Consider the following 23,744-nt stretch of genomic DNA (forward strand, 5'->3'; position numbering starts at 1 on the left):
ACTCGACAGGGTGTGGGAGAGTAGGACACCGCCGAACACAACATCCCAGAATGGCCCCCGACCACGGTCGAGGGCCATTCTGCATTTCGAAACCACCCATCACCCACACCACACGCACACCTCACGAACGCGCGCACACCTCACGAACGCGCGCACACCTCACGAACGCGCGCGCACCCGACGACGAACGCGCACCCGCCACGAGTGCGGCCTGCCTGAACTAGTCAGCCGGCAGACGACGCGACCGCGGACGCTCTTACGAACGCGCGCGCCTTTGCGACGAGCGGGGTCTGTGTCTGAACTGGAGTGCGGGCAGACGACGCGACCGGCGACCACGAATCCGCACGCATCCGCTACGGTCCGGGCCTGGACCCGGTTGCCGACAGACGACGCGACCGCGGACGCTCATAGGAGCGCAGACGCGCGCGCGTTCGCTATCCGCGCGCACAATCGCGCCCCGACCAGACACCAAATCCCGCGCACCTGACGAACGCGCGCGCACAATCGCGCCCCGACCAGACACCAAATCCCGCGCACCTGACGAACGCGCGCGCACTTGCGGCGAGCGGGGGCGGGGCAGTCGGGGTCTGTGTCTGAACTGGGGTGCGGATAGACGACGCGACAGCGGACTGTGTACTCCGGCGCAGACGCGAGCGCGTTCGCTATCCGCGCGCAGAATCGCGCCCCGACCAGTCACCATTTCCCGCGCACCTGACGAACGCGCGCGCGTCTGCGGAGAGCGAGGCCAGAACCCAGGTGCCGGCGCGCGGTTGCGGGCTCACAATCACCATCTCGACTCAGCGAACGTCAGAAACGAGTAGTTCCGGGCAGCGTCCAGGGTGTCGGTTCGATGTGTCGTCACTGTCGGGGTCTCACGGCATCGCAGAGAGGGCAGAGTCGACGCGAATCACCAGCTGCACCAGGAGGATTGGTGGACAACAACTCCTTCGTTGTCACTCGCTGAATTTAATCGGTGGAGTTCGTCTCTGCAGCCGTGCATGATCGTGGCACAGGCACATCGCAGAGACCGTGGAGGTGGACAATGGCAGCAGACGCGAATTCCGTGCGCCGTCGATTCGTCTACACGCGGATTGCCATGGTCGCCGATCATGCTCTCTGAGTGAGCCTTCGGCACAATCGGCCGGTTCCTGCCGACGATATGCAGCAATCGATCCAATACTTCGCCGCACAGCAATGCTCTGTGCTCGGCGTCCACTCTTGTTGTAGGAGAACAGATGTACCACTACGAACAAATCCTGAACGAACATCGACAACGCGTCGCGCGGGGTGCGCAGAACTACGAACGTCGTCGGGTCGCGGCGGAGAGAGCTGCCGAAGCAACTGTTGCAGAAGAGATTTCATGTGACGGTGAGGCTGCGGAGGACATGGCCTCGAAGGACTGCGAATCGGAATCCGAGATCAGCTTCGAGGTGATGTCGTCCCGTCGCTGACGGTCAGAGGACGGTCAGATGTGAATAGCGATCGCCCGCGGCTGCGATGAAGTCGCGAACGAACCAGCACGCGGGGACAACGCGCAGACCCTGCGTGCTGGTGTCGTCGAGCGCGTATTCGGTGAGGGCGGCGGCAAGTCCTCGGCCGCGAAACTGCGGAAGCGTCACGGTGTGATGAAACGTTCGCGATCCGTCCGATTCGAGGTACTCCGAGTAGCCTGCCAGCTCGGAATCGACATGGATCTCGAACCTGTGGTCAACAGTGTCGTGGGTGATCTTGACCGGCATGGTGGTACCTCCTGGCCGAGTTTCGGTGTCACCACGGTAACCGGCACTCCTCCGGTGGGGCGTTCTGCGGTTACTCGAGCAGGCATCGACGCAGTAGGGTGAGGGAAACCGAGTCGTGCCAGCGCCACCCGTCGCAACACCGCTCTTCATAAGTACGGGTCGCTCTCGAGGCTGAAGGTGGCAATCCGTGGAAGACACATCCGACCGGGGAATCAAGGCATTCATTCGAACCGTCGCTCAGCGCGGTGGACGTGCGGAGCGGCTGACAACGTCGCGTCGAAATCCCGTGCAGGTCTGGTCGATGGACGGCACGTCGTCGTGCATAGTTCGAGTTCGATCGAAGGTGACGGGTGATTGGAAGGCCCGCAGGCAGGACGAATCGCTCGAGAGTGACGACACCGGATCCTCGTACTGGGTGTTCGTCGATCTCGCGAACGAAGAGCCGCGTTTCTACATGGTGTCGTCGGAAGAGATGGCCACCGACATTCGCGGAGAGGTCGACCTCTGGGTCCAGGATTCGCCACTGCGCACCAGGACCGGGCACCACGCAATCGCGGTGGACCGAGTGCTGCACGGCAGCGAGCGTTGGGACCTGCTTGGTCTGAGCTCGACGCTGGACACGACGATCGATGTCGGCCCCGAACAGACGTGGGTACGTACTCCCCGGGTGAAAGCACCCCGTAAGTCGGCCAAGGCGGCCTTGGAAGAAGAAGTGATCGACAACCGAGTACGCGTGGTCGCCGATTGCGAGGGCTATCGGCTGAGCGGACGCTACGATCCCGAAACGCAGCGACTCGAGATCACCGCAGGACCGATGGAAGGCCGACGGTTCGACAATCCTTCCGTCGCTGCCAGTGCGGTGGCAACGCATATCAGTGGTGATGTCGAAGAGCGTGACGGTTGGGAGTTCTGGCAACTGGACACTCCGGATCGTGCTCCGCTGGGATCGTTTCAGTAGAGAACCACAGCCCGGGACTGTGTAGTTGTGACTCCTCATCAAATCGCCTTTTCCGGTCAAAACCGGAGAAAGGTCCGATTAATCTGGCCCTGGTAGGACGAGCTCCCTGTTTTAGCCCCTGGGTCGAATCGATGTTCGAGAGTTCGTCCGATCATCGAAATTCGGGTACCAGCGAGCTCAACGGTCGACAGTGCGAGGGGTGCTGTCGACCGTGGGGAGAGGTCTTCACCATGGAACATTCCTTCCGGACGGGCTCCGCCCATGCGTCCCGCTTCCTGTTCCTCATCGCCCAGTTCGTCGATCGCAGGATCCCAGCCGAGTTCTTCTCGGCTCAGTTCCGCGAGCTGCAGAACACCCAATCCACGTATCTCGATGCCGACGTCTCTTCGGTCATCGGAATGCTGTCGGTCGACGTCGGCGCTTACCTTGGAGACGTCGAGGTCCGAGGGGTGGACTACATAGACTCCGAACAGCTCTGGCTGGCCGCCGGACAGGCGTTCCGTGATCTCATGACGGTCCAGTCCGAGCACTTCGAGCGCGAGGCCGGGTGACGGCAACCGTCATCGTCACCGGAATCGATCACGATGCCGCAGAAGGTCTTCGAGCCGAAATCGCCTGTGGGTGCCGCGCATTTCGATCGGTAGATCGCCCGCATCGGCCAACCGTCTGACATAGGTGTCCGAAACACCGAGCACCTCGGCAGCGTGCGAGGTGGTCAGCAACTCGTCCACGGTACCGACGGCCACCGCCCGGCCGGTCGCGAGCTGGGTGAGAAGTTCCAACACCGCGCTGCGTGTCGCGTCGTCGAGTCGGACCTCCGAACCGCCGATTCTGATGTCGACGTCTGACCCGGTGCGCTCGTGAACGACCGCCGCCAGCGAGGTGGCCGATCGCGAGTCGAGGGCAGGCATGACGAATCGGAAGTCCATTCGTCCAGGATAGGAGCGAGCGAACGCGGCGGTACGCATAGGCTCGAAGCACCCAGCATGTGAGGAGCGTTCAGTGCCGCAGTTGTTGCACCTCGATTCGTCCGCCGACCCGGTCCGCTCGACCAGCCGGCGGGTCACGGCCCGCTTCTCTGACGCCTGGCATGGGATCGGCACGGACCACTCGGTGATCCATCGAGACCTGCACACGAGTCCGCTGCCGCATCTGCCCACCTCCGCGCTGCATTGGGCACCTCATCTGCGAACCGCAGACGAAACCGTCGAGCCATCTGCCGAGGCGCTGCAGGTCGAACTGATCGAGGAATTGATCTCTGCGGACGCGGTGCTGATCGGTGCGCCGATGTACAACTGGTCGATCCCATCGACCCTGAAGGCATGGATCGACTACATACACGTTCCGGGCCTCACCGTGCCGTTCGACAGTGACACCGCACCCCTCGTCGGCAAGCCCGTCGTCGTGGTGACCAGTCGGGGAAACGACTACACCCCCGGTACGGACAACGCGTCCGCCGATCACACCACTGCACAACTGCGTCAGGTGCTCGGAGTTGCGCTGGGAATGGAGGTTCACTTCGTTCCGGTCGACTTGACGCTCGCCGAGCGGGTGCCGGCACTCGCGCCGCAGATTCCCAAGGCGCAAGCCAATCTCGAGGCGGCGTTCTCCGCCGTCGACGATCTCGCGGTGCGATTGGGTGGGACAACTGCCAGGTGAGGGCCCAGTAGCCTGGCGAAGTCCGCTCGAACGGCCAGGCAACGACACCACCCGAGGTCGGCGTCGTGATGTCGGTCAGAGCGTCGACGCGCTGAGCAGAACGTCCATCAGCTGCTTCTCGACCGCTGCGAACTGCGGCGTCGTGACGATCTCGAGCCCGCGTGGGCGGGGTAGCGTCACCTCGACCTGGCGTCGAACGTGGGCGGGTCTGGGGGAGAGGACGACCACGCGATCGGAGAGGTAGACCGCTTCACGGATGTCGTGCGTGATCATCAGTACCGTCCATCGAAACTCCGACCAGACCTGCTGCAACCAGGCCTGCATGTCGCTTCGCGTCAACGAGTCCAGCGCCCCGAAGGGCTCGTCGAGCAGCAGTACCGATCGACCCTGAACCACCGTGCGCAACAGCGCTGCTCGCTGGCGCATACCGCCGGAGAGCTCGAACGGCCTGGCCGACTCGTACCCGTCCAGGCCGAAGACCGGAAACAGCTCGCGTGCCCGCGCACGCCCCTCCTTCTTGGCGACGCCCTGCACTTCGAGACCGAGGGTGGTGTTGTCCAACACCGAACGCCACGGAAACAGCAGATCCTTCTGCGGCATGTAGGCGCACGGCGGTACGCGAACCGTGCCGGAATCGGGTCGGTCGAGCCCGGCGAGCATGTTGAACACAGTGCTCTTGCCCGAGCCACTGGGACCGATGATCGATACGAACTCACCAGGCTGCACCCCGAACGAAATGCCGTCGAGCACTGGCTTTTCGCCGAACGACTTGGTGAGATCGCGAACATCGATGAAGGTGTCGGGTTCAGACATGAAGACCCACCGAACCGTGGCGCGCCCAAGGTGCGACGAACCGCTCCACCACAAAGGTGGAGACGAACAGGACCACACTGATCACGGCCGTCACGGCAACCGCGGCGAGAACCAGATCGGTACGAAACGAGTTCTTCTGTTGACTCATGTAGATGCCGAGCCCTCCACTGGCTCCGGCATATTCGGCAAAGATCGCGCCGACCACAGCGTAGGTGATTCCGATGCGAAGAGAGGTGAAGAACCGCGGAAGCGCCGACGGAAGCCGCACGTATCGAAACTGTTGCCAGCGCGATGCTCCCATGCTGGCCAGCAGCGATCGCGCGTCTCGATCGGCCGCCGCGAAACCCTCGATGAGCCCGATGGCCATCGGGAAGAACGTGGCCAGTGCGATCACCAGGATCTTCGGAAGCAGCCCGAAGCCGAACCAGATGATCAGCAGCGGCGCGATCGCGATGATCGGGAGCGTCTGCGATACGACGAAGAGGGGAACGAACGCGCGCCGCAGCCACGGCGAGAAATCCACCGCGATGGCCAGCAACCACGCCAGGGCGAGGGAGACCGCGAAGCCGACGAGGGTCACCTGCAGGGTCGCCGCTGCGTTCTCGGCGATCGCGTCGCGCTGCGCCCAACCCTGGACCACCACGCGGCCGGGGGACGGCAACACCTGCGGTCGGATGCCGCTGATCTCGACATAGATCTGCCAGGCGGCGATGAGTAGGACGACGACGGTCAGCGCGGGCCACGCCCACCGCAGCGAGGCTCGGATACCGCTGAACGAGTAGGAACCCCGGTCAGCGGCTACCGACTCATCGATCGCCGAGGTAGTCATTGGTGAAGTAGGTCGACCAGTCCGGCTCCGCAGTCAGAGGTGCGCCGTTCTGATCGGCCAGCACATCGCTGTCGTAGAGGAATTTCGAGTACGCGGCCCACTTGTCGAGGCTCTGTCGTCCTACCTCGCCGTTGGAGTCCTTCATGTACTTCGCGGCGAGCATCTCCTGGCTCTCGAAGACGAGCGATTCGTCGGTGAAGGTTCCCGGGTTGGCGTCGATCAGATCCTGTGCTGCCTTGTCCGGATCGTCGGCAGCGAGCTGGTAGCCGCGCTGCAGTGCCTGCACGAACTTTCTCGCCTCGTTCGGGTGGGCGTCGAGCCACGGTTCGTTGCCGCTGATCGTGATGGCGTAGGCGTCGGGAAATCCGTAGTCGGTGTAGTCGAAGTACTTCATCGGAGTTCCGCTGTGCTCGGCCTCGATGCCTTCCCACGCGAAGTAGGAGACGGTGAAGTCCGCGGTACCGGAGTAGACCGCCTCGTACGCCGAAGTACCCAGTACCACGGTCTCGTATTCGCCTGTGCCGCCGTCGTTCTTGATGACCTGTTGCAGGCCGGCCTGCTCGCCGGACTCACCGAAGCCGGCATAGACCTTGCCGTCGAGTGCTTTCGGGCTCGGGATGTCGTCTCTGTCTGCACGAACTCCGATACCGGTCGCCCAGTGTTGGAGCGGCGCGAGGACCGAGACGGTCTGCGCGCCTGCGGAGGTGGCGAAGACGCCCGAACTCTGTGTGCTGATTCCGAACTCGGCGTTTCCGGCATCGACGAGAGTATCTGCCGCGGTGTTGTTGTACGGGAGGATCTCCACGTCCAGGCCTGCGTCTGCGAAATAACCCTCCTGCAGGGCTACGTACAGGCCGGTGTGGTTGGTGTTCGGCGTCCAGTCGAGGGCGAACCGAATGGTGTTCGAGTCCGTCGAGTCCGAGCAGCCCGCAAGTCCGGTCGTGGCAACGACGGCCGCCGCCAATGCGGCGAGAATCCGAGTGGCTCTCATGCGTACACCGCACTCTCGGCCAGGGGCCATGGGGTGGGATGTAACGCGCTGTCCCAGAACATCAATTCGTATCTCGATGCCACGAAGAAGGCGTCGATCATCTGTTCGCGCTGCGTCGGCGTCGCGGCCGCTGCGGCGTCATCGACGAATGTTCTGGCGGCGTCGACCAAGGCATGAAATTCCGGCGCGTCGTACGCGGCCACCCACTGCGCGTACGGATGCTCGGGATCTCGATCGAGAACCGCCTTCGCTGCCCTGGCGAGTGAGCGGCCGACGTCGGCGTAGATCCAGAAGCACGGCAGAACAGCTGCTGCCGCAACAGGATACGGTTCGGTCGCCGCCGTCGCGGTCAGGTAGGACGTGTAGCCCAGGCATGCAGGTGAAGGCTCGGGCGTCCGGGTCGACGGGGGCAGCGCTCCACCGGTCAGCATCGCTTCGTGCGATGCGGCTTCGTCCATCGCACTCGCGGCGGCGCTCGCCCAGAACGCGCCGACGACCGGGTTCGGTGCATGCGCTGCCAGCAGTGACAGCGATTTGACGTATCCGCCCAGATAGAGCGAGTCCTGTTCGAGATACCGACGGAACGCGTCGAGCGGAAGCGTCCCCGCCCCGAGGAGCCGAAGAAATTCGAGGTCGTCGATCGCACGTCGAATGTTCTCGGACGCATCCCACAGTCGATCGGTGAAGCGGACCGGGTCCGCAGATACAACAGGCGTCATCGCCTTGACATCCCTTCGTCAGCATTACCTGCATCAGGTTCGGCGGGTTTGATCTCAGCATCCGCATCGGCGGACACACCCCGTGTCAGAACGACAGTGACAGTAACACCGGTCACTCGATGGCGCTGCTGTTGCCCCTGTATCTGCGGTCCGGCATCACCCCAGCATGTCTTCGAGCTCCATACCCTTGGTCTCCCGGATCTTGGCCTTGACGAAGAAGAACGAGAGCGCGGCGAACAATGCGAATCCTGCGTAGATCACCCACAGGCCCACAGACGACGTCAGCGGCGGGAAGGCAAGCGTGACAGCGAAGTTGGCCATCCAGTTGGCTGCGGTACCGATGCCGAGCGCCATGGCGCGCATGCGGTTGGGGAACATCTCACCGAGCATGACCCACATGATCGGACCCCAGGTCGAGGCGAAGAAGATGACGAACAGATTGGCCCCGACCAAGGCGATCGCACCCCACGGAGCGGGCAAGGTGACGTCGTCGCCGCTGCCGGTTGCTTGCGAGAACGCCACCGACGCCATCACCAGTCCGGCGAACATGCCGATCGAGCCACCCATCAGCAGCTTGCGCCTACCGATACGGTCGACGAACAGGATCGCCACGAATGTCATGACCACGTTGATCACCGCGGTGATGACGGAGGTGGTGAACGACTGATCCTCGGTGAATCCGACAGAACGCCACAGCGTCGTCGAGTAGTAGAAGATCGCGTTGATGCCGACCAGCTGCTGCAGCACAGCCATGGTGATGCCCACCCAGACGATGGGTTGCAGGCCGAACTTCGGACCGCGAATGTCGGCGAACGACGAACGCGACTCCTTGCGCAGCGTCAGCCTGATCTCGTGGATGCGCTCGTCCGGGTGCAGTTCCCCGGTGATCTCGGCGAGGACTCGGGCTGCTTCCTCGTCGAGATGCTGACCGACGAGGTAGCGCGGAGACTCCGGGATGAGGGTGGCAAGCAACCCGTACACGAGAGCGGGAACCACGCCGACCAGGAACATCCAGCGCCATGCCTCGATGCCGAACCACAGGTCGTTGGACGCGCCGTCGGCTGCGCCTGCGAGAAGAGCGTCGGACAGTAGAGCGGCGAAAATGCCGATGGTGATGGCCAATTGCTGGAGCGAGGCCAAGGATCCGCGCCATTTGGCCGGAGCGATCTCGGCGATGTAGGCCGGGGCGATCACCGAGGCGATGCCGATTCCGAGGCCACCGAGTACGCGCCAGAGCATGAGGTCGGGGACGCTGAAGGCCAATCCCGAACCGATCGAGGAAATGACGAACAGGGCCGAGCCCAGCAGCATGACTTTCTTGCGTCCCCAACGGTCTGCGAGGCTGCCGGCAAACCAGGCACCCACTGCGCACCCGATGAGCGCGATCGCGACCACGAAGCCTGTGGTGAACGAACCGAGGAGGAAGTGATCTTCGATCGAGTCGACAGCGCCGTTGATGACCGAGCTGTCGAAGCCGAACAGGAATCCGCCCACAGCAGCGGCGATGCTGACGCCGATGACCTTCGCTGTGTGGCGGTCCGAGGTCTGATTCATGAGTGATGCACCTTCCGGCCGCGCGCACAGGCGTCGGCCGCTGGGGAGACCGTACGGCAGGGATTGTCGTACCGTCCCCGGACATTACGCCTGGTTGTTTGCCGCGCGAACGAGACCGTCAACGAAGGTCGAAATCGTCGTCCGAGACGGTGAAACCGTGGCCGACCTGATCGGTGCACGTGACCCCGGTCTGCTCGTCGACGCTGCACTGGAGGCCGTTGGTGGAGCCACTTCCGGGGATTGTGAGCACTTCGCCGTACGGCAAGGCCGCCGCAGTGCCGTCGAAACGGTGGAACTTGGGATCACCCAAGCTCTCGAACTTCGCCGCAGACCCGGCAATCAGCTGCACAGCGTTGGGTTTCACCGCCGTTCCCGACGCCCCGCTGCCGGGAACCTCGGGTGCCGAATCAGGCAGTGACCCGTGGCATCCGGCGATCGAGGACTCGAGGACGGCGATACCGCACTCGAATTTCCCGCTCGGGCTCGTGAAGTAGTACCAGCCGGGTGCTTTACCGGCGTAATCCTGCGGTTCTGCCTGGGCTGCAGCAGGACTCGTCGGTGCCGCCGTGGTGGACGTCGGCGTGGTCGTCGTTGGGGTGGACGGTGATGCCGGCGCGGCGGAGGTGACGGAGGGAGCCGTGGTGATCGGGGTGGGGCGGTCGGTGATCACGGTCGCCATCGGACCGTTGCCTTCCCCGCTCGAGCCGCAGCCTCCGAGCAGGCACGCCCCGACGATTGCCACTGCGGCACATCCGATTGTCTTCATCGTCGGTTCCTTCGCTCGCGGGCGTCGACGCTGTGCGTATCGTCGCCGAGGGGATGGTTGATGTTGGTACGTTGGGCAACGACCGAAGGGGAGGTTCCATGGACACCGCGTCTGACTCCGCTGCGTCCGATTCCACCGTGCTCGTGAGCACGCCCTACGGCGACGTTCTCGGCTATCCGGTCGCTGCCGATGCGTCGCCGATCGTGGCCTGGAGGGGTATTCCCTACGCGACGCCTCCGGTGGGCAAGCTCCGGTTCCGTGCGCCGCGTCCGTTGCAACCCTGGTCGGGGGTGCTCGACGGCCTCGAGTTCGGTGCGATGGCTCCGCAGGGTCGCGACAGTCCGGTGCCGATCGATCCGTCGCTGTCGATTTCCGAGGACTGTCTCACGCTCAACATCTGGGCTCCCCGTCCCGGCGCGGAACTGCGGCCGGTGCTGGTCTGGATCCACGGCGGTGCGTACTCGCTCGGATCGTCCGCCCAGCGGGTCTACGACGGGAGGAACCTCAGCGAGAACGGCGACGTGGTGGTGGTGACCATCAATTTCCGACTGGGCCCGTTCGGGTTCCTCGACCTTTCCTCGTTCTCCACCGACGAGCACACGTTCGAGACCAATTTGGGGCTGCGAGATCAGATTGCCGCACTGCAGTGGGTCCGCGAGTGCATCTCTGCGTTCGGCGGCGATCCCGATCAGGTGACGGTGTTCGGTGAATCCTCCGGGGGAGCGTCGGTCACCACGTTGATGACTTCTCCCAAGGCCGAGGGGCTGTTCCAGCGCGCGATCGTGCAGAGCGCGCCTGCGACCTCGGTGTACGGCCCCGACCGCGGAGCCGCGGTGGCGTCGAGATTCCTCGAGTTGGTGGGCGTCGACCGGGAAGACATCGGCGAATTGTTCGACATGCATTTCACCCGGCTGGTCACCGCCGGCGACACGCTCTGTTACGAGATCCCGACGACAGTTCCTGGGACACTTGGTCTTTCGCCGGTCGTCGACGGCGATATCGTTCCGCGTTATCCCGTGGCTGCCTTTCAGAAGGGGCTCTCGCACAAGATCCCGTTGATCATCGGCACCAACCACGACGAGCCCTCGATCTTCCGATTCATGAAGTCTCCGTTGATGCCGATCACCTCGGACACCGTCTCCGAGATGTTCCGCGCCATCGCGCACGACCACGCGGATCTGCCGGCCTATCGTGTCGCCGAAATCATGGCAGCGTATCCGGACCGAGACAAACCCGCTGGAGCACAAGCTATTTCGCGGGACGCAGGATTTCTCATGCCCAGTCTGTGGATCGCCGACGCGCACAGCAGGCATTCGCCGACATGGATGTACCGATTCGATCATGCGACGCCGATGCTCAAGGCCGCACGGGTGGGAGCGGGACATGCGACCGAGCTGCCGTACGTCTTCGGCAATTTCGGAACTCTCAACCGAGACCCCACCTTCTGGCTCGGTGGCCGAAAGCCCGCAATGGCGGTGTCCGCGCGGATGCAGAGACGCTGGCTCGCTTTCGCGCGGTACGGTGTTCCCGCCGCGCTGGATGCGTCCAAGCATTGGGCTCCGTACACCGAGAAGACGCGCTGGACGCTGGTGATCGATGCATCCGACACTCTCGTCGACGACCCAGACGGCGACATGCGCGCGGCGTGGGGCGACCGCGTTCTCGGGTTCAGCTGACACGTCATCCATGCAACGGAGTCGTTCCGCAGGCTCCACTCCTGCGCGTTCTGTCGCACGGACGTGGCTGACATGAATCGAACGTAACAGCAAGAACAGTGGTCGCTCGAGTCACACCGGTAACAATTGGAAGTCAGCGCGCGGGAGTGGAGCCTGCGGAATGACCTGATCAGGCGGGTCTGTCGGTGGGGGCGGTTATGTTCGTTGTGTGTTGATGTCGAGGATCGTCGAAACGTCCCGTGCAGTGTCGGCGACGCGTTCGCGCAAGATCAAGATCGGGCAGATCGCTGCCCTGCTCGCCGAGGCCGAGACCGACGACATCGAGCCCGCTGTGTCGTGGCTGTCGGGAGAATTGCCGCAGGGGCGGATAGGAGTCGGCTGGCGCACCCTGGCCGATCTCGACGTGGCGGCCGCTGCCGACTCGACGCTGACGGTTGCCGAGGTGGACGAGGCGATATCTTCGGTCGCGGCGACGTCGGGAGCCGGTTCTGCTGCGCGGCGGGTAGCGATACTGACCGACCTGTTCTCCCGCAGCACAGCCGAGGAGCGTCGGTTTCTGATCCGGCTCGTCACCGGCGAGCTGCGTCAGGGCGCGCTCGAAGGAATCATGGTCGACGCTGTTGCCGCGGCCACGAACCTGCCGCAGGCACCGGTGCGTCGCGCATTCATGCTCTCGGGTCGTTTGACTGCGACGGCCATTGCCGCCATCAGCGGTGGCGTCGACGCGTTGGATGCATTCCGGCTCGAGGTCGGTCGCCCGGTCCGGCCGATGCTTGCCTCTCCCGCAGAGTCTCTACACGCTGCCTGGGAACAGTTGTCCGGCGACCTCACCGTGGAATACAAGCTCGACGGTGCGCGAATTCAGGTGCACCGCTCCGGAACCGACGTGAGCATCTACACGCGAACCCTGCGCGACATCACTGCAAGTGTGCCCGAGCTGGTGGAACTGGTTCTCGAGCTGCCGTGCGATTCGGTGGTCCTGGACGGGGAGACCCTCGCGCTCGAAGACAGCGGACGGCCGAGACCGTTCCAGGAAACGATGAGTCGGTTCGGTGCCGAGAGTGCACACGAGCTGCTGCTGCAGCACTACTTCTTCGACTGCCTGCACCTCGACGGCGTGGACCTGCTCGATGCCCCGCTGGAGCAGCGCCTGGCCGCACTGGACCGGGTAGCGCCAGGGCACCGAATTCCCAGTGCCGTTCGGCCCGATGCGGACGCAGCAGCGGCCCACTTCGACGCTGCACTCGACGCCGGGCACGAAGGGGTCATGCTCAAAGCGCTCGGTGCGCCGTACGCCGCGGGCCGCCGCGGAAAGAGCTGGCAGAAGGTCAAACCCGAACACACGCTCGACCTCGTCGTCCTCGGAGCCGAGTGGGGATACGGGCGCCGCACCGGCTACCTGTCCAATCTGCATCTCGGAGCTCGCGATCCCGACGGCGGTGAGCCGATCATGGTCGGTAAGACCTTCAAGGGCCTGACCGACGTTCTGTTGCAGTGGCAGACCGAGGAATTCCCGAAACACGAGCGCGAACGCGACGAGCACACGGTGTACCTGCGTCCCGAACTGATCGTCGAAATCGAACTCGACGGTGTGCAGGTCAGCCCGCGCTACCCGGGCGGCGTGGCCCTGCGATTCGCGCGAGTACTGCGGTATCGCCCCGACAAGGACCTCGCCACCGCGGACTCCATCGACGCCGTGCGCGCACTCCTTCCACACTCGTGAAAACAGTCCCGACGATTAATACATACGAAACCGGCCGAACGACCCCGTAACACGGCGCAAAATATTCTCGAGGGTGCAAGCCAGCGAGAGATGGAGTGCCAATGATGTCCACAGTTCGAGCTGCTCTGGTCCAAAGCAAGTGGACCGGTGACAAAGAATCGATGATCGCGGCACACGAGGGGTTTGCTCGGTCCGCCGCCGAGCAGGGCGCGAAAGTCGTCTGCTTCCAAGAACTTTTCTACGGTCCGTACTTCTGCCAATTGCAGGACGCGAAATTCTACGAATATGCCGAATCGGTACCTGGGCCTACCGTCGACCGTTTCGCCGCGTTGGCCAAAGAACTCGGTATCGTGATGATTCTGCCCGTGTACGAGCAGGAACAGCCCGGACTTCTGTACAACACCGCTGCCGTGGTGGACGCCGACGGAACCTATCTCGGCAAGTATCGAAAACACCACATCCCCCACGTGAACGGATTCTGGGAGAAGTTCTACTTTCGCCCCGGCAATCTGGGGTGGCCGGTGTTCGACACCGCGGTCGGGCGTATCGGTGTCTACATCTGCTACGACAGGCATTTTCCGGAAGGTTGGCGGGCGCTCGGTCTTGCCGGTGCCGAAATCGTCTTCAATCCGTCGGCCACCTCGCGTGGATTGTCGAACTATCTGTGGAAGCTCGAACAGCCCGCGTCGGCCGTCGCCAACGAGTACTACGTGGGCGCGATCAATCGAGTCGGAATCGAATCCGAATACGGTGACGACGACTTCTACGGGACCAGCTATTTCGTGGACCCCGAAGGCAAATTCGTCGGCGAAGTGGCGTCGGATACGGAACCCGAAATAATCGTGCGTGACCTCGACATGGACCTGCTCAAGGTGGTACGCGACCGGTGGGCCTTCTATCGTGACCGCAGGCCCGACGCATACGGACCGCTGGTGCAACCCTGATGGCCACCACCTTCGTGCACGGCGGAACCGTGGTATCCACCACCGGCGCACAGGCATTGGATGTGCTCATCGACGGTGAGAGCATCGTGGCCGTGCTGGCACCAGGATCGGTCTCCCTGGCCGCCGACCTGAAGACCTCGGCGGACGTCGTCGTCGACGCGACCGGCAAATACGTCATTCCCGGTGGGGTCGACGGACACACGCACATGGAGATGCCGTTCGGCGGTACGTTCGCCTCCGACACCTTCGAAACCGGAACGCGCGCAGCCGCTTGGGGCGGCACGACGACGATCGTGGACTTCGCGATTCAGACACCCGGTCAGCGCGTCCAGGACACTCTCGCGCAATGGCACGACAAGGCCGCGGGGCAATGCGCCGTCGATTACGGCTTCCATCAGATCATCGGCGATGTCACCGACGATTCGCTGAAAGCCATGAGCGAGTTGGTATCCGAGGGCGTCACCAGCTTCAAACTCTTCATGGCCTATCCGGGTGTGTTCTACTCCGACGACGGCAAGATCCTGCGCGCCATGCAGTCCGCCGCCGAAACGGGTGCACTGCTGATGATGCACGCGGAGAACGGCATCGCGATCGATGTACTCGTTGCTCAATCGATCGCGCGTGGAGACACGGCCCCGTACTTCCACGGCACGTCACGGCCGTGGCAGCTCGAGGAGGAGGCGACGCATCGAGCGATCATGCTCGCTCACGTCACCGGCGCACCGCTCTACGTCGTACACGTCTCGGCCAAGCAGGCCCTGGAACAGATTGCGCAGGCCCGTGGCAACGGGCAGAACGTGTTTGCCGAGACGTGTCCTCAGTACCTCTATCTGTCTCTCGAAGAACAACTTGGTGCACCGGGCTTCGAGGGTGCCAAGTGGGTCTGCTCGACGCCACTGCGGTCGCGAGCCGAGGGGCATCAGGACGAGTTGTGGCGGTACCTCCGCACCGGTGACGTATCGACCGTCAGTACCGATCACTGCCCGTTCTGTATGAAGGACCAGAAGGAGATGGGTATCGGCGATTTCTCCAAGATTCCCAACGGGATCGGTTCGGTGGAACACCGCATCGATCTGATGTTCCAGGGCGTCAAGAGCGGCAGGATCACGCTGGAGAAATGGGTCGACGTCTGCTGCACCACTCCGGCCAGGATGTTCGGGATGTATCCGAGGAAAGGCGTCATCACCCCGGGCGCCGACGCTGACATCGTGATCTACGACCCGAACGGACACACCAGCATCGGCGTCGACAAGACCCACCACATGAACATGGACTACTCGGCGTACGAAGGTTTCGAGATCGACGGTCACGTCGATACCGTGATCTCGCGAGGCCGGATCATCGTCGACGCTGGATCCTATTCCGGCACTGCGGGACACGGCCGATTCGTCCGACGCGACCTGTCTCAGAATCTGATCTGAGCCATGGACATCGGGGTAGTGCTCCAGTGCAATCCGCCGGCGTCCCGTGTGGTCGACCTGGCCAGACAGGCCGAGACACATGGTTTCTCGCACGTGTGGACATTCGATTCGCACCTGCTGTGGCAGGAACCGTACGTCATCTACAGCCAAATTCTGGCCGCGACGAGACGGGTGACCGTCGGCCCGATGGTCACCAATCCCGCCACCCGTGACTGGACGGTGACGGCATCGACGTTCGCGACGCTCAACGACATGTTCGGCAATCGGACCGTCTGCGGCATCGGCCGCGGTGATTCGGCGGTCCGTGCCCTCGGCGGCAAGCCGACAACCCTTGCAACGCTGCGGGAATCGATAGAGGTGATCCGAAGCCTGGCCAACGGTCGGAGCGCCCGGGTCGGTGAGACGACGGTGCAGTTCCCGTGGGCGGAGCGGTCCCGGCTCGAGGTATGGGTTGCGGCGTACGGGCCCAAAGCCCTCGAGCTCACCGGACAGGTGGCGGACGGGTTCATTCTGCAGCTGGCCGATCCCGATATCGCGGCCTGGACGATCGGTCGGGTCCGCGCTGCGGCCGAGCAAGCGGGTCGCGACCCGGACTCGATCTCGATCTGCGTTGCAGCTCCCGCCTACGTCACCGACGGTACCGACGCAGGGCTCGAACACGCCCGAGATCAGTGTCGTTGGTTCGGCGGGATGGTCGGCAACCACGTCGCCGATATCGTCTCGCGATACGGCGGCGATGGCGGTGGTGTTCCGCAGGCTCTCACCGACTACATCGCAGCGCGCACAGGGTACGACTACAACGAGCACGGTCGAGCAGGAAACTCGCACGCAGAATTCGTTCCGAACGAAGTGATCGACAGGTTCTGCTTACTGGGCACTCCGGCCGATCACATCGCCAAGCTGAAAGAGCTGGAAACACTCGGCGTCGACCAGTTCTCGGTGTACCTGCAGCACGACGCCAAGGCCGCGACACTCGAGGCATACGGAGAGAGCATCATTCCGCAGATCCGCCCGAGCGTGACGGCAACGTCGTGACGAGTCTGCTCGATCGGGCTGCGGTGGTGGCACCCACTCCCGCCGGTGCGAATCGAGGAGTGCGGCGTCCGGTGATGGCAGTGGTGGCTGTCGGCTCGTTGCTGGCGGTCTGGGAGCTGGTGAAAGTGCTCGTCCCCGAGAACGGGGTGAGTGTCGCCGGAGTGCGGGTGCTGCCGCGCACCGACGACGGTGCACTACCGCACGTGTGGTCGGTGTTGGCGGCGCTGACCGAGCCCGAGGTGAACGTCGCCGGTGCTCGCAGTGTCGGTGCCGCGATCGTGTCCAGTGGCCTGTTCACGTTCGGGCTCGCCGTACTCGGGTTCGCGCTGGGGACGGTGGTCGGGCTGTTGCTCGCCGTGACGATGCAACGGTTCGTGTGGGTCGAGCGGTCCGTGTTGCCGTATGTGATCGTCTCGCAGACGGTTCCGCTGATCGCGTTGGCACCGCTCGTCGCGGGCTGGGGCGGGAAGATCGCCATCGGCGGTTACGCCTGGCAGCCGTGGATGAGCATCACCGTCATCGCGTCGTATCTCGCATTCTTCCCGGTGGCGGTGGGAATGCTGCGCGGCCTGCGTGCACCCGATCGGGCAGCACTCGATCTGATGCACAGTTACGCGGCCGGATGGTGGAGCACCCTCGTTCGACTTCGCCTGCCCGCCTCTGTGCCGCATCTGATTCCGGCGCTGCGGCTGGCTGCAGCCGCAGCCGTGATCGGTGCCGTGGTCGCCGAAATCTCCACCGGAACGACCGGCGGTATCGGTAGGCAGATCATCGTGTTCTCGCAGCAGGCAACTGGAGACGCGTCCCGCCTGTACGCCGCTGTTCTCGGCGCAGCGGTGCTCGGGTTGGTGGTGACCGCACTGGTATCGCTGCTCGATGTCGCGCTCGGCCGTTATGCGGGCCGCTCGCCCGGTCGAAAGGATCGGTCATGACCGAGCATGCGGTACTCGTCGAGGGCGTGGGGAAGACGTTCGACGGGGGAGTGACTGCGCTGGAGGATGTATCGCTCGCGATCGCCCCCGGTGAATTCGTCTCGCTGATCGGGCCTTCGGGGTGCGGTAAGTCGACGTTGCTCCGCATCGTGGCCGATCTCGAGCAACCGACGTCCGGTTCGGTATCGGTGTTCGGCCTGTCCGCTCGCCGAGCCCGCGTCGAACAGAAGTACGGCATCGCCTTTCAACAGGCAGGGCTGCTCGATTGGCGCACAGTGCAATCGAATGTCGCATTGCCGCTGGAACTGCACAAGGTTCCCAAACGTCAGCGAGCAGAACGGGTTCGCGAGTTGCTGGACCTCGTCGGACTCACCGATTTCGCAGAGAAATTTCCCAGTGAGCTGTCCGGTGGGATGCAGCAACGAGTGGCGATCGCACGGGCGCTGGCTCGAACGCCGGGACTGTTGTTGATGGACGAACCGTTCGGGGCACTGGACGAGATGACCCGCGAGAAGATGCAGAACGACCTACTCCGCATCGCCGAGGAGTCCAGCGCAGCAGTGGTGTTCGTGACCCATTCGATTCCGGAAGCGGTGTACCTGTCCGATCGGGTGGTTGTCATGTCCCCTCGGCCGGGACGGATCGTCGACACACTCACGATCGACAGTTTCGATGCGAACGGGGATCCACGAGAATCGGCGGAGTTCTTCGCGTCCATCACCGCGGTTCGTGACGCATTGCACGGCCGTGCGGTGCGCAGTGCGGATCTGCGATGAAGCTCTGGCTGCCACCGGTGGTGTTCGGTGCTACGGCACTCGCCCTGTGGCAGTTGCTCACGGTCGTCGCGGGGGTTCCGTCGTTCCTGCTGCCGTCGCCGAGCGCCATCGCCGAGCAATTCGTGCGCAACCTCGGCAACATCGGATCGGCAAGTCTGGCAACGGGAACCAACGCTCTCGTGGGGTTGATCGCAGGTTCGGTTCTGGGTCTCCTCGCAGCAATGGCCGCGGTTCGCCTGCGGATCGTCGACGAACTGCTCACCCCGTTGGCGGCGGGTGCCGCAGCCGTTCCCATCGTCGCTCTTGCGCCGGTGTTCAACTCGATGTTCTCCTCGACCACCGACCTACCGCGGCGACTCGTGGTGACCATCGTCGTGTTCTTCCCGGTATTCGTCAGTGCGGCAAAAGGACTGCGTCAGGTCTCGGCCGTGCACCACGACCTGATGACGTCGTATGCCGTGGGCGGTTGGCAGTTCACCCGAATCGTTCGCCTCCCGTCCGCCGTTCCGCACATCTTCACCGGGTTGCGGGTTGCCGCTCCCAATGCTGTCATTGCTGCCATCATCTGCGAGTACTTCGGTGGACTGCAGAACGGTTTGGGGTCGCGGATCACCTCCGCCGCGGCGAACACGGCCTACCCCCGGGCGTGGGCCTACGTGATGGGTGCCATCGCAGTCGGTTTGCTCTTCTTCGTGGTTGTTCTGTTGCTCGAGAAACTCGTGTCCCGGCGTCGTCCCCAGGAAAGATGGATATGAACATCACTCGAACCCCCCGACCCCTTCTCGCCGTCGTCATGGCTCTGGCGGTGGTCGCCTCGGCCTGCAGCACCACCACGACCGACACCGACACCGCGGCCGACGGGAACACCACGATCAAGCTGCAACTGCAGTGGTTCAAACAGGGCCAGTTCGCGGGCTACCTCGCCGCCGTCGATCAGGGTTTCTATGCGGAACAGGGGCTGGACGTCGAAATCCTCGACGGTGGAACGGATATCGTTCCGCAAACCGTGCTCGCACAGGGGCAGGCCGATTACGCCGTCGCGTGGGTACCCAAGGCGCTCGCATCCCGTGAGGCCGGAGCCGGCATCACCGACGTGGCCCAGATCTATCAGAAGTCGGGCACATTGCAGGTCTCGTTCAAGGATCAGAACATCGCCACACCGGCCGATCTCCAGGGCAAGACCGTCGGAAACTGGGGATACGGCAACGAATTCGAGCTGTTCGCCGGTATGACCAAGGCCGGGGTCAGTCCCTCCGACGTGACGTTGGTGCAGCAGCAGTTCGACATGAACGGCCTTCTGTCCGGAGATATCGCCGCAGCCCAGGCGATGTCCTACAACGAGTACGCCCAGTTGCTCGAGACCGTGAACCCCGCAACCGGTGCGCTCTACACGGAGGACGATTTCACGTCGCTGAACTGGAACGACGACGGCGTCGCGATGCTGCAGGACGCGATCTGGGCCAATACCGACAAGCTCTCCGACGAGGCGTACCGGGAGCAGACCGTCAAATTCTTGGCGGCATCGTTGAAGGGCTGGATATTCTGCCGCGACAACGTCGAGACGTGCCGCGACATCACCGTCGCTGCGGGCTCGACACTCGGCGCGAGTCATCAGCTGTGGCAGGTCAACGAAGTCAACAAACTGATCTGGCCGTCCGCGGACGGGATCGGAATGATCGACGAGGCGGCCTGGCAGCAGACGGTCGACATCGCGAAGTCCACCCGGAATGCCGAGGGCTCGACGGTGCTGACGGCCGACCCCGACGCCGAGGCGTACACCAACGAGTACGTCACCGAGGCTTTGGATTTGTTGAAGGCCGACGGTGTGGATGTGACCGGAGAGTCGTACGCTCCGATGGAGGTCACACTGGAGGAAGGCGGCAAGTAGATGGATCACGTGTTCTACTCCTGGTCGGCGCAGGCCGAACTGAATCCGATCACCGTCGAGGGTGCGGAGGGATCGTGGTTCTGGGACGACAAGGGCAAGCGATACCTGGACTTCTCGTCACAGTTGGTCAACGTCAACCTCGGGCATCAGCACCCTGACGTCGTTGCCGCCATCGTCGAACAGGCCCAGGTTCTGACGACCATTTCTCCGACCGTGGCCAACAACAAACGCAGTGAACTCGCGGCATTGATCGCCGAACGTGCGCCGGGTGATCTCGATCGAGTGTTCTTCACGACCGGTGGCGCAGAAGCCGTCGAGCACGCGGTGCGGCTGGCCCGACAGCACACCGGGCGCACGAAGATGCTTGCCGCGTACCGCTCGTACCACGGTGGAACCGGAGTTGCGATCGGTCTCACCGGTGAGCCGAGGCGTTGGGGCACCGAACCCACCAACGTCGACGTCGTCCGGTTCTTCGGGCCGTATCCCTACCGGTCACCCTGGGGGACAACGACTCCCGAGGACGAAACGGCCGCAGCACTGGCACACCTCGAACAGGTCATCGTGCTCGAGGGTGCGCAGAACATCGCCGGACTGATCCTCGAATCGGTCATCGGCACCAACGGTGTGCTGATCCCGCCGCCCGGATATCTGGCCGGCGTTCGGGCGCTGTGCGACAAGTACGGAATCGTCTACATCGCCGACGAAGTGATGGTCGGGTTCGGGCGAATCGGCGAATGGTTCGCATGCCAGGCCTGGGATGTGACACCGGATCTGATGACGTTCGCCAAGGGCGTCAACTCCGGGTACGTGCCTCTGGGCGGGGTGGTCATCTCGGAGAAGATCGCCTCGCAGTTCGATCACAAGCCCTATCCCGGCGGGTTGACCTACTCCGGTCACGTGCTCGGGTGCGCCGCCGGCGTGGCATCCATCGGAGTGTTCGAGCGCGACAAGATTCTTCCGCACGTGCGTCACGTCGGGGAGGACGTACTCGGGGCGGGCCTGTCGAAGCTGGCCGAATCTCATCCGAGCGTGGGCGAGGTGCGCGGCAAGGGATTCTTCTGGGCCGTCGAATTGGTCAAGGACGGCCAGACCAGGGAACCGTTGGTGCCGTTCGCTGCGTCGGGCAAGGACGCGGCGGCCATGGGCACGGTGACCGCCGCGGCAAAGTCGCGTGGGTTGTGGCCGTTCGTGGCAGGTAACCGTCTGCAGATCGCGCCCCCGCTGACGACCTCGGAGGACGAGATTCGTCAGGGACTGGAAATCCTCGACGAGGTGCTGACGGTCGCGGACGGGTTCACCGTCGACGGGTGATCACAGCACCGCACCGGGGTTGAGGATGCCCGCCGGATCGAGGGCAGTCTTGATCCTGCGGGTCAGCTCCATGACGTCCTCACCGACCTGATCGGGCAGCCAGGCCTTCTTGAGGCGACCGACACCGTGTTCACCGGTGATGGTGCCGCCCAACGAAATTGCCAGATCCATGATCGCGCCGAAGGCGATGTTGGCGCGCCGTGTCATGTCGGCGTCCTCGGGGTCGAAGACGATCAGGGGGTGGGTGTTGCCGTCGCCGGCGTGGGCGATGACCGCCACCAGCACGTCGTATTTCGTGGACAGCTCGGCGATTCCGTCGACGAGGGCCGGAAGTGCGGGCAGTGGAACCCCGACGTCCTCGAGCAGCAGGCTGCCGAGTCGCTCGACCGCGGGAATGGCGAATCGCCGTGCGGCAGCGAAGGCCTCACCCTCGTCGGGGTCGTCGGTGGTGAAGACATCCGATGCGCCGGCCTCGGTGCACGCGGCCGCCATGATCTCGATCTCGCGACCTCGGTCGGCACCGGGGGAGTCGGACCGAGCAATGAGCATCGCTGCCGCCTCGCGATCGAGTCCCATGTTCATGGCATCTTCGACGGCACCGATGGACGCGCGGTCCATGAACTCGAGCATCGACGGCCTCAAGTTCCGGGTGATGGCCAGAATTGCGGCGGTCGCGTCGTGTACCGACGCGAACGACGCGACCACCGTACTGGCGGGAGGTTGCGCCGGGATCAGTCGAAGAGTGATCTCGGTGATGATGCCCAGCGTGCCCTCGGAGCCGACGAACAGCTTCGCAAGGGACAGGCCCGCAACGTCTTTCAGGCGTGGCCCACCCAGTCGGACGGCGGTACCGTCGGCCAGGACGACCTCGAGACCGAGAACGTAATCGGTGGTGACGCCGTACTTCACACAGCACAGGCCGCCCGCATTGGTGGCCGCATTGCCTCCGATGGAACACATCTCGAACGAGGACGGGTCGGGTGGGTACCAGAGGCCGTGCTCTGCGACGGCCTTCTTGACCTCGACGTTGAGCAGCCCGGGTTGTACGACGGCGATGCGGGTCACCGGGTCGACGGTGATCTCGCGCATCAACTCGGTGGTGAGCACGATTCCGCCGTCCACGGCGGTGGCTCCACCGGACAAACCCGATCCGGCGCCGCGTGGGACGACCGCCACGTTGTGCTCGGTGGCCCACCGCATGACGGCGCGAACGTCCTCGGTGGACTGTGCGCGCACGACGGCCAGTGGGGTGCCGGCGTCGGGATCCTTCGCCCAGTCGCGGCGGTAGCCCTCGGTGATGTCCGGGTCGGTGACCACCGCGCCGGGTGACAGCAGGGATTCGAGCTCGCTCAGGCGGGCATCTGTATCGGTCGTCACCGACATCTCGGTCTCCTCACATCGAAATTGTGACCGTCGCCACTCGAGTGTGTCACGGCCGCGTGTGCGGTGGAGTCGGGGCCGGTCGGCGCTCGGTCACTGATTGCGTTGCAGCGTCAGTTCTGCGAGTTCGGTGGCGGCGGCGCACGGGTCGGCCGGACTGGCGCCTCGGTACTGCACCCACCAAGTGATGACACCCGAGTACGCCGCGCTGATTCCGCACGACGACGGATCGTCCGGCCGTCGTGACAGGAACGCCGTGGTGCCGGCAACGGTGACGTCTTCGGTCGCGTAGCCGAGCCGATCGGCCAGGTCTCGCTCGCGCGAGAGTGCATCGTTCTCGAACCAGGCGAAAGTCACATCGATGAGTCCGCCGCCGCCGATGCCGGTCCACATGCACACTGCACCGTAGAAGTACTGCTCGACGAGGTCGGCACCCACTGTTTCGGCGATGGTGGGATCAGGGACGGCGATGCACTCCCCGAGCAGCTTGTCGAACTGTCCGCTGCCGCCGGATCGAGCGGGCACGGCCGTACCGGTCACGGTGGTGGTGCATCCGGTACCGACGGCCGCAGTGACGAGGACAGCGGCGAGGACGCGGCGGGTGGAATCGGCGGAGCGGAATGTCGACAT

24 protein-coding genes and 1 riboswitch are annotated in these 23,744 nt (G+C 63.9%); of the genes, 14 read left to right on the forward strand and 10 right to left on the reverse strand.

Going from position 1 to position 23,744, the window contains the following annotated elements; all coding sequences use genetic code 11:
• Positions 1-1,235 precede the first annotated feature (1,235 nt).
• Positions 1,236-1,451, forward strand: coding sequence for a hypothetical protein (locus CH283_RS09600; RefSeq protein WP_068048425.1), 216 nt, complete (start codon positions 1,236-1,238; stop codon positions 1,449-1,451).
• Between the two features lie 3 nt (positions 1,452-1,454).
• Here the strand turns inward: CH283_RS09600 and CH283_RS09605 are convergent, their stop codons facing one another.
• Complete coding sequence (locus tag CH283_RS09605; RefSeq protein WP_068048422.1) at positions 1,455-1,739, reverse strand: GNAT family N-acetyltransferase; 285 nt, start codon at positions 1,737-1,739, stop codon at positions 1,455-1,457.
• A 187-nt stretch (positions 1,740-1,926) separates the two neighbouring features.
• Here CH283_RS09605 and CH283_RS09610 point away from each other — a divergent pair, with 187 nt between their 5' ends.
• Both CH283_RS09610 and CH283_RS09615 read left to right on the forward strand, forming a co-directional pair.
• A complete protein-coding gene (locus tag CH283_RS09610; RefSeq protein ID WP_094638615.1) occupies positions 1,927-2,697 on the forward strand; it encodes a hypothetical protein in 771 nt (256 codons plus the stop codon).
• A 230-nt stretch (positions 2,698-2,927) separates the two neighbouring features.
• Complete coding sequence (locus CH283_RS09615) at positions 2,928-3,248, forward strand: homoserine dehydrogenase (RefSeq protein WP_068048442.1); 321 nt, start codon at positions 2,928-2,930, stop codon at positions 3,246-3,248.
• 15 nt (positions 3,249-3,263) lie between these two features.
• On the opposite strand, the gene CH283_RS09620 is transcribed toward CH283_RS09615, so the two are convergent.
• Positions 3,264-3,626, reverse strand: a complete 363-nt coding sequence (locus CH283_RS09620; protein ID WP_068048439.1) for a helix-turn-helix domain-containing protein — start codon at positions 3,624-3,626, stop codon at positions 3,264-3,266.
• Positions 3,627-3,699: 73 nt separating this feature from the next.
• Between CH283_RS09620 and CH283_RS09625 the strand changes: the two genes are divergently transcribed.
• Positions 3,700-4,356 (forward strand): FMN-dependent NADH-azoreductase, encoded by a 657-nt coding sequence (locus CH283_RS09625; protein WP_094638614.1) that lies wholly within the window; start codon positions 3,700-3,702, stop codon positions 4,354-4,356.
• Positions 4,357-4,431: 75 nt separating this feature from the next.
• Here the strand turns inward: CH283_RS09625 and CH283_RS09630 are convergent, their stop codons facing one another.
• The 6 genes from CH283_RS09630 to CH283_RS28725 form a co-directional block, all read right to left on the reverse strand.
• Positions 4,432-5,169 carry an ABC transporter ATP-binding protein gene (locus CH283_RS09630; protein ID WP_094638613.1) on the reverse strand — a complete coding sequence of 246 codons (738 nt, stop codon included), beginning with the start codon at positions 5,167-5,169 and terminating at the stop codon, positions 4,432-4,434.
• Positions 5,162-5,998 (reverse strand): ABC transporter permease, encoded by an 837-nt coding sequence (locus CH283_RS09635; protein WP_094638612.1) that lies wholly within the window; start codon positions 5,996-5,998, stop codon positions 5,162-5,164. Before CH283_RS09635 ends, CH283_RS09630 begins: the two co-directional genes overlap by 8 nt.
• Positions 5,976-6,989 (reverse strand): ABC transporter substrate-binding protein, encoded by a 1,014-nt coding sequence (locus CH283_RS09640; RefSeq protein WP_094638611.1) that lies wholly within the window; start codon positions 6,987-6,989, stop codon positions 5,976-5,978. The genes CH283_RS09635 and CH283_RS09640 overlap by 23 nt, the downstream gene beginning before the upstream one ends.
• Entirely contained in the window at positions 6,986-7,708 is a 723-nt protein-coding gene (locus CH283_RS09645; RefSeq protein WP_094638618.1) for a TenA family protein, read from the reverse strand. The genes CH283_RS09640 and CH283_RS09645 overlap by 4 nt, the downstream gene beginning before the upstream one ends.
• Positions 7,702-7,801, reverse strand: a riboswitch (TPP riboswitch). Its footprint overlaps the gene before it by 7 nt.
• 63 nt (positions 7,802-7,864) lie before the next feature.
• Entirely contained in the window at positions 7,865-9,262 is a 1,398-nt protein-coding gene (locus CH283_RS09650; protein ID WP_094638610.1) for a sugar porter family MFS transporter, read from the reverse strand.
• A gap of 118 nt (positions 9,263-9,380) precedes the next feature.
• Positions 9,381-10,028, reverse strand: a complete 648-nt coding sequence (locus tag CH283_RS28725; RefSeq protein ID WP_231893729.1) for a hypothetical protein — start codon at positions 10,026-10,028, stop codon at positions 9,381-9,383.
• A 98-nt stretch (positions 10,029-10,126) separates the two neighbouring features.
• On the opposite strand from CH283_RS28725, the gene CH283_RS09660 reads away from it, so the two are divergent.
• The 10 genes from CH283_RS09660 to CH283_RS09705 all read left to right on the forward strand — a co-directional run bounded on the left by CH283_RS09660 (position 10,127) and on the right by CH283_RS09705 (position 21,734).
• Positions 10,127-11,704: a carboxylesterase/lipase family protein gene (locus CH283_RS09660; protein WP_094638609.1), complete on the forward strand. Its 1,578-nt coding sequence runs from the start codon at positions 10,127-10,129 to the stop codon at positions 11,702-11,704.
• Positions 11,705-11,912: 208 nt separating this feature from the next.
• Positions 11,913-13,427, forward strand: coding sequence for an ATP-dependent DNA ligase (locus tag CH283_RS09665; RefSeq protein WP_094638608.1), 1,515 nt, complete (start codon positions 11,913-11,915; stop codon positions 13,425-13,427).
• Positions 13,428-13,531: 104 nt separating this feature from the next.
• Complete coding sequence (locus tag CH283_RS09670; RefSeq protein ID WP_197477958.1) at positions 13,532-14,371, forward strand: nitrilase-related carbon-nitrogen hydrolase; 840 nt, start codon at positions 13,532-13,534, stop codon at positions 14,369-14,371.
• Entirely contained in the window at positions 14,371-15,792 is a 1,422-nt protein-coding gene (hydA, locus tag CH283_RS09675) for a dihydropyrimidinase (protein WP_094638607.1), read from the forward strand. Before CH283_RS09670 ends, hydA begins: the two co-directional genes overlap by 1 nt.
• Positions 15,793-15,795: 3 nt before the next feature.
• A complete protein-coding gene (locus tag CH283_RS09680) occupies positions 15,796-16,827 on the forward strand; it encodes a TIGR03842 family LLM class F420-dependent oxidoreductase (protein WP_068048397.1) in 1,032 nt (343 codons plus the stop codon).
• Positions 16,824-17,759, forward strand: a complete 936-nt coding sequence (locus tag CH283_RS09685) for an ABC transporter permease (protein ID WP_094638606.1) — start codon at positions 16,824-16,826, stop codon at positions 17,757-17,759. The genes CH283_RS09680 and CH283_RS09685 overlap by 4 nt, the downstream gene beginning before the upstream one ends.
• A complete protein-coding gene (locus CH283_RS09690; RefSeq protein WP_094638605.1) occupies positions 17,756-18,535 on the forward strand; it encodes an ABC transporter ATP-binding protein in 780 nt (259 codons plus the stop codon). Before CH283_RS09685 ends, CH283_RS09690 begins: the two co-directional genes overlap by 4 nt.
• Positions 18,532-19,290 carry an ABC transporter permease gene (locus CH283_RS09695; protein WP_094638604.1) on the forward strand — a complete coding sequence of 253 codons (759 nt, stop codon included), beginning with the start codon at positions 18,532-18,534 and terminating at the stop codon, positions 19,288-19,290. The genes CH283_RS09690 and CH283_RS09695 overlap by 4 nt, the downstream gene beginning before the upstream one ends.
• Positions 19,287-20,423, forward strand: coding sequence for an ABC transporter substrate-binding protein (locus CH283_RS09700; RefSeq protein WP_094638603.1), 1,137 nt, complete (start codon positions 19,287-19,289; stop codon positions 20,421-20,423). Before CH283_RS09695 ends, CH283_RS09700 begins: the two co-directional genes overlap by 4 nt.
• Complete coding sequence (locus CH283_RS09705) at positions 20,424-21,734, forward strand: aspartate aminotransferase family protein (protein ID WP_094638602.1); 1,311 nt, start codon at positions 20,424-20,426, stop codon at positions 21,732-21,734.
• Here CH283_RS09705 and CH283_RS09710 read toward each other — a convergent pair whose 3' ends face one another.
• Together CH283_RS09710 and CH283_RS09715 are read right to left on the reverse strand one after the other, a co-directional pair.
• The gene (locus CH283_RS09710; RefSeq protein WP_094638601.1) at positions 21,735-23,117 is read right to left on the reverse strand and encodes an FAD-binding oxidoreductase; all 1,383 of its coding nucleotides are present in this window, start codon (positions 23,115-23,117) and stop codon (positions 21,735-21,737) included. It lies immediately after the preceding gene.
• Between the two features lie 90 nt (positions 23,118-23,207).
• Positions 23,208-23,744 (reverse strand): DUF3558 domain-containing protein, encoded by a 537-nt coding sequence (locus tag CH283_RS09715; RefSeq protein ID WP_094638600.1) that lies wholly within the window; start codon positions 23,742-23,744, stop codon positions 23,208-23,210.

Origin of the sequence: Rhodococcus sp. 05-2254-2 (genome assembly GCF_002259095.1) — a bacterium.
Classification (GTDB): Bacteria; Actinomycetota; Actinomycetes; order Mycobacteriales; family Mycobacteriaceae; genus Rhodococcoides.

Bases quoted from the DNA above. Each gene is read 5' to 3' on its own strand.
- CH283_RS09670 (WP_197477958.1), top strand. From the start codon at position 13,532: ATGTCCACAGTTCGAGCTGCTCTGGTCCAAAGCAAGTGGACCGGTGAC.
- CH283_RS09650 (WP_094638610.1), bottom strand. From the start codon at position 9,262: ATGAATCAGACCTCGGACCGCCACACAGCGAAGGTCATCGGCGTCAGC.
- CH283_RS09620 (WP_068048439.1), bottom strand. From the start codon at position 3,626: ATGGACTTCCGATTCGTCATGCCTGCCCTCGACTCGCGATCGGCCACC.
- CH283_RS09660 (WP_094638609.1), top strand. From the start codon at position 10,127: ATGGACACCGCGTCTGACTCCGCTGCGTCCGATTCCACCGTGCTCGTG.
- CH283_RS09680 (WP_068048397.1), top strand. From the start codon at position 15,796: ATGGACATCGGGGTAGTGCTCCAGTGCAATCCGCCGGCGTCCCGTGTG.
- CH283_RS09615 (WP_068048442.1), top strand. From the start codon at position 2,928: ATGGAACATTCCTTCCGGACGGGCTCCGCCCATGCGTCCCGCTTCCTG.
- CH283_RS09715 (WP_094638600.1), bottom strand. From the start codon at position 23,744: ATGTCGACATTCCGCTCCGCCGATTCCACCCGCCGCGTCCTCGCCGCT.
- CH283_RS09705 (WP_094638602.1), top strand. From the start codon at position 20,424: ATGGATCACGTGTTCTACTCCTGGTCGGCGCAGGCCGAACTGAATCCG.
- CH283_RS09605 (WP_068048422.1), bottom strand. From the start codon at position 1,739: ATGCCGGTCAAGATCACCCACGACACTGTTGACCACAGGTTCGAGATC.
- CH283_RS28725 (WP_231893729.1), bottom strand. From the start codon at position 10,028: ATGAAGACAATCGGATGTGCCGCAGTGGCAATCGTCGGGGCGTGCCTG.
- CH283_RS09640 (WP_094638611.1), bottom strand. From the start codon at position 6,989: ATGAGAGCCACTCGGATTCTCGCCGCATTGGCGGCGGCCGTCGTTGCC.
- CH283_RS09600 (WP_068048425.1), top strand. From the start codon at position 1,236: ATGTACCACTACGAACAAATCCTGAACGAACATCGACAACGCGTCGCG.
- CH283_RS09695 (WP_094638604.1), top strand. From the start codon at position 18,532: ATGAAGCTCTGGCTGCCACCGGTGGTGTTCGGTGCTACGGCACTCGCC.
- CH283_RS09690 (WP_094638605.1), top strand. From the start codon at position 17,756: ATGACCGAGCATGCGGTACTCGTCGAGGGCGTGGGGAAGACGTTCGAC.
- hydA (WP_094638607.1), top strand. From the start codon at position 14,371: ATGGCCACCACCTTCGTGCACGGCGGAACCGTGGTATCCACCACCGGC.
- CH283_RS09630 (WP_094638613.1), bottom strand. From the start codon at position 5,169: ATGTCTGAACCCGACACCTTCATCGATGTTCGCGATCTCACCAAGTCG.
- CH283_RS09700 (WP_094638603.1), top strand. From the start codon at position 19,287: ATGAACATCACTCGAACCCCCCGACCCCTTCTCGCCGTCGTCATGGCT.
- CH283_RS09710 (WP_094638601.1), bottom strand. From the start codon at position 23,117: ATGTCGGTGACGACCGATACAGATGCCCGCCTGAGCGAGCTCGAATCC.
- CH283_RS09645 (WP_094638618.1), bottom strand. From the start codon at position 7,708: ATGACGCCTGTTGTATCTGCGGACCCGGTCCGCTTCACCGATCGACTG.
- CH283_RS09635 (WP_094638612.1), bottom strand. From the start codon at position 5,998: ATGACTACCTCGGCGATCGATGAGTCGGTAGCCGCTGACCGGGGTTCC.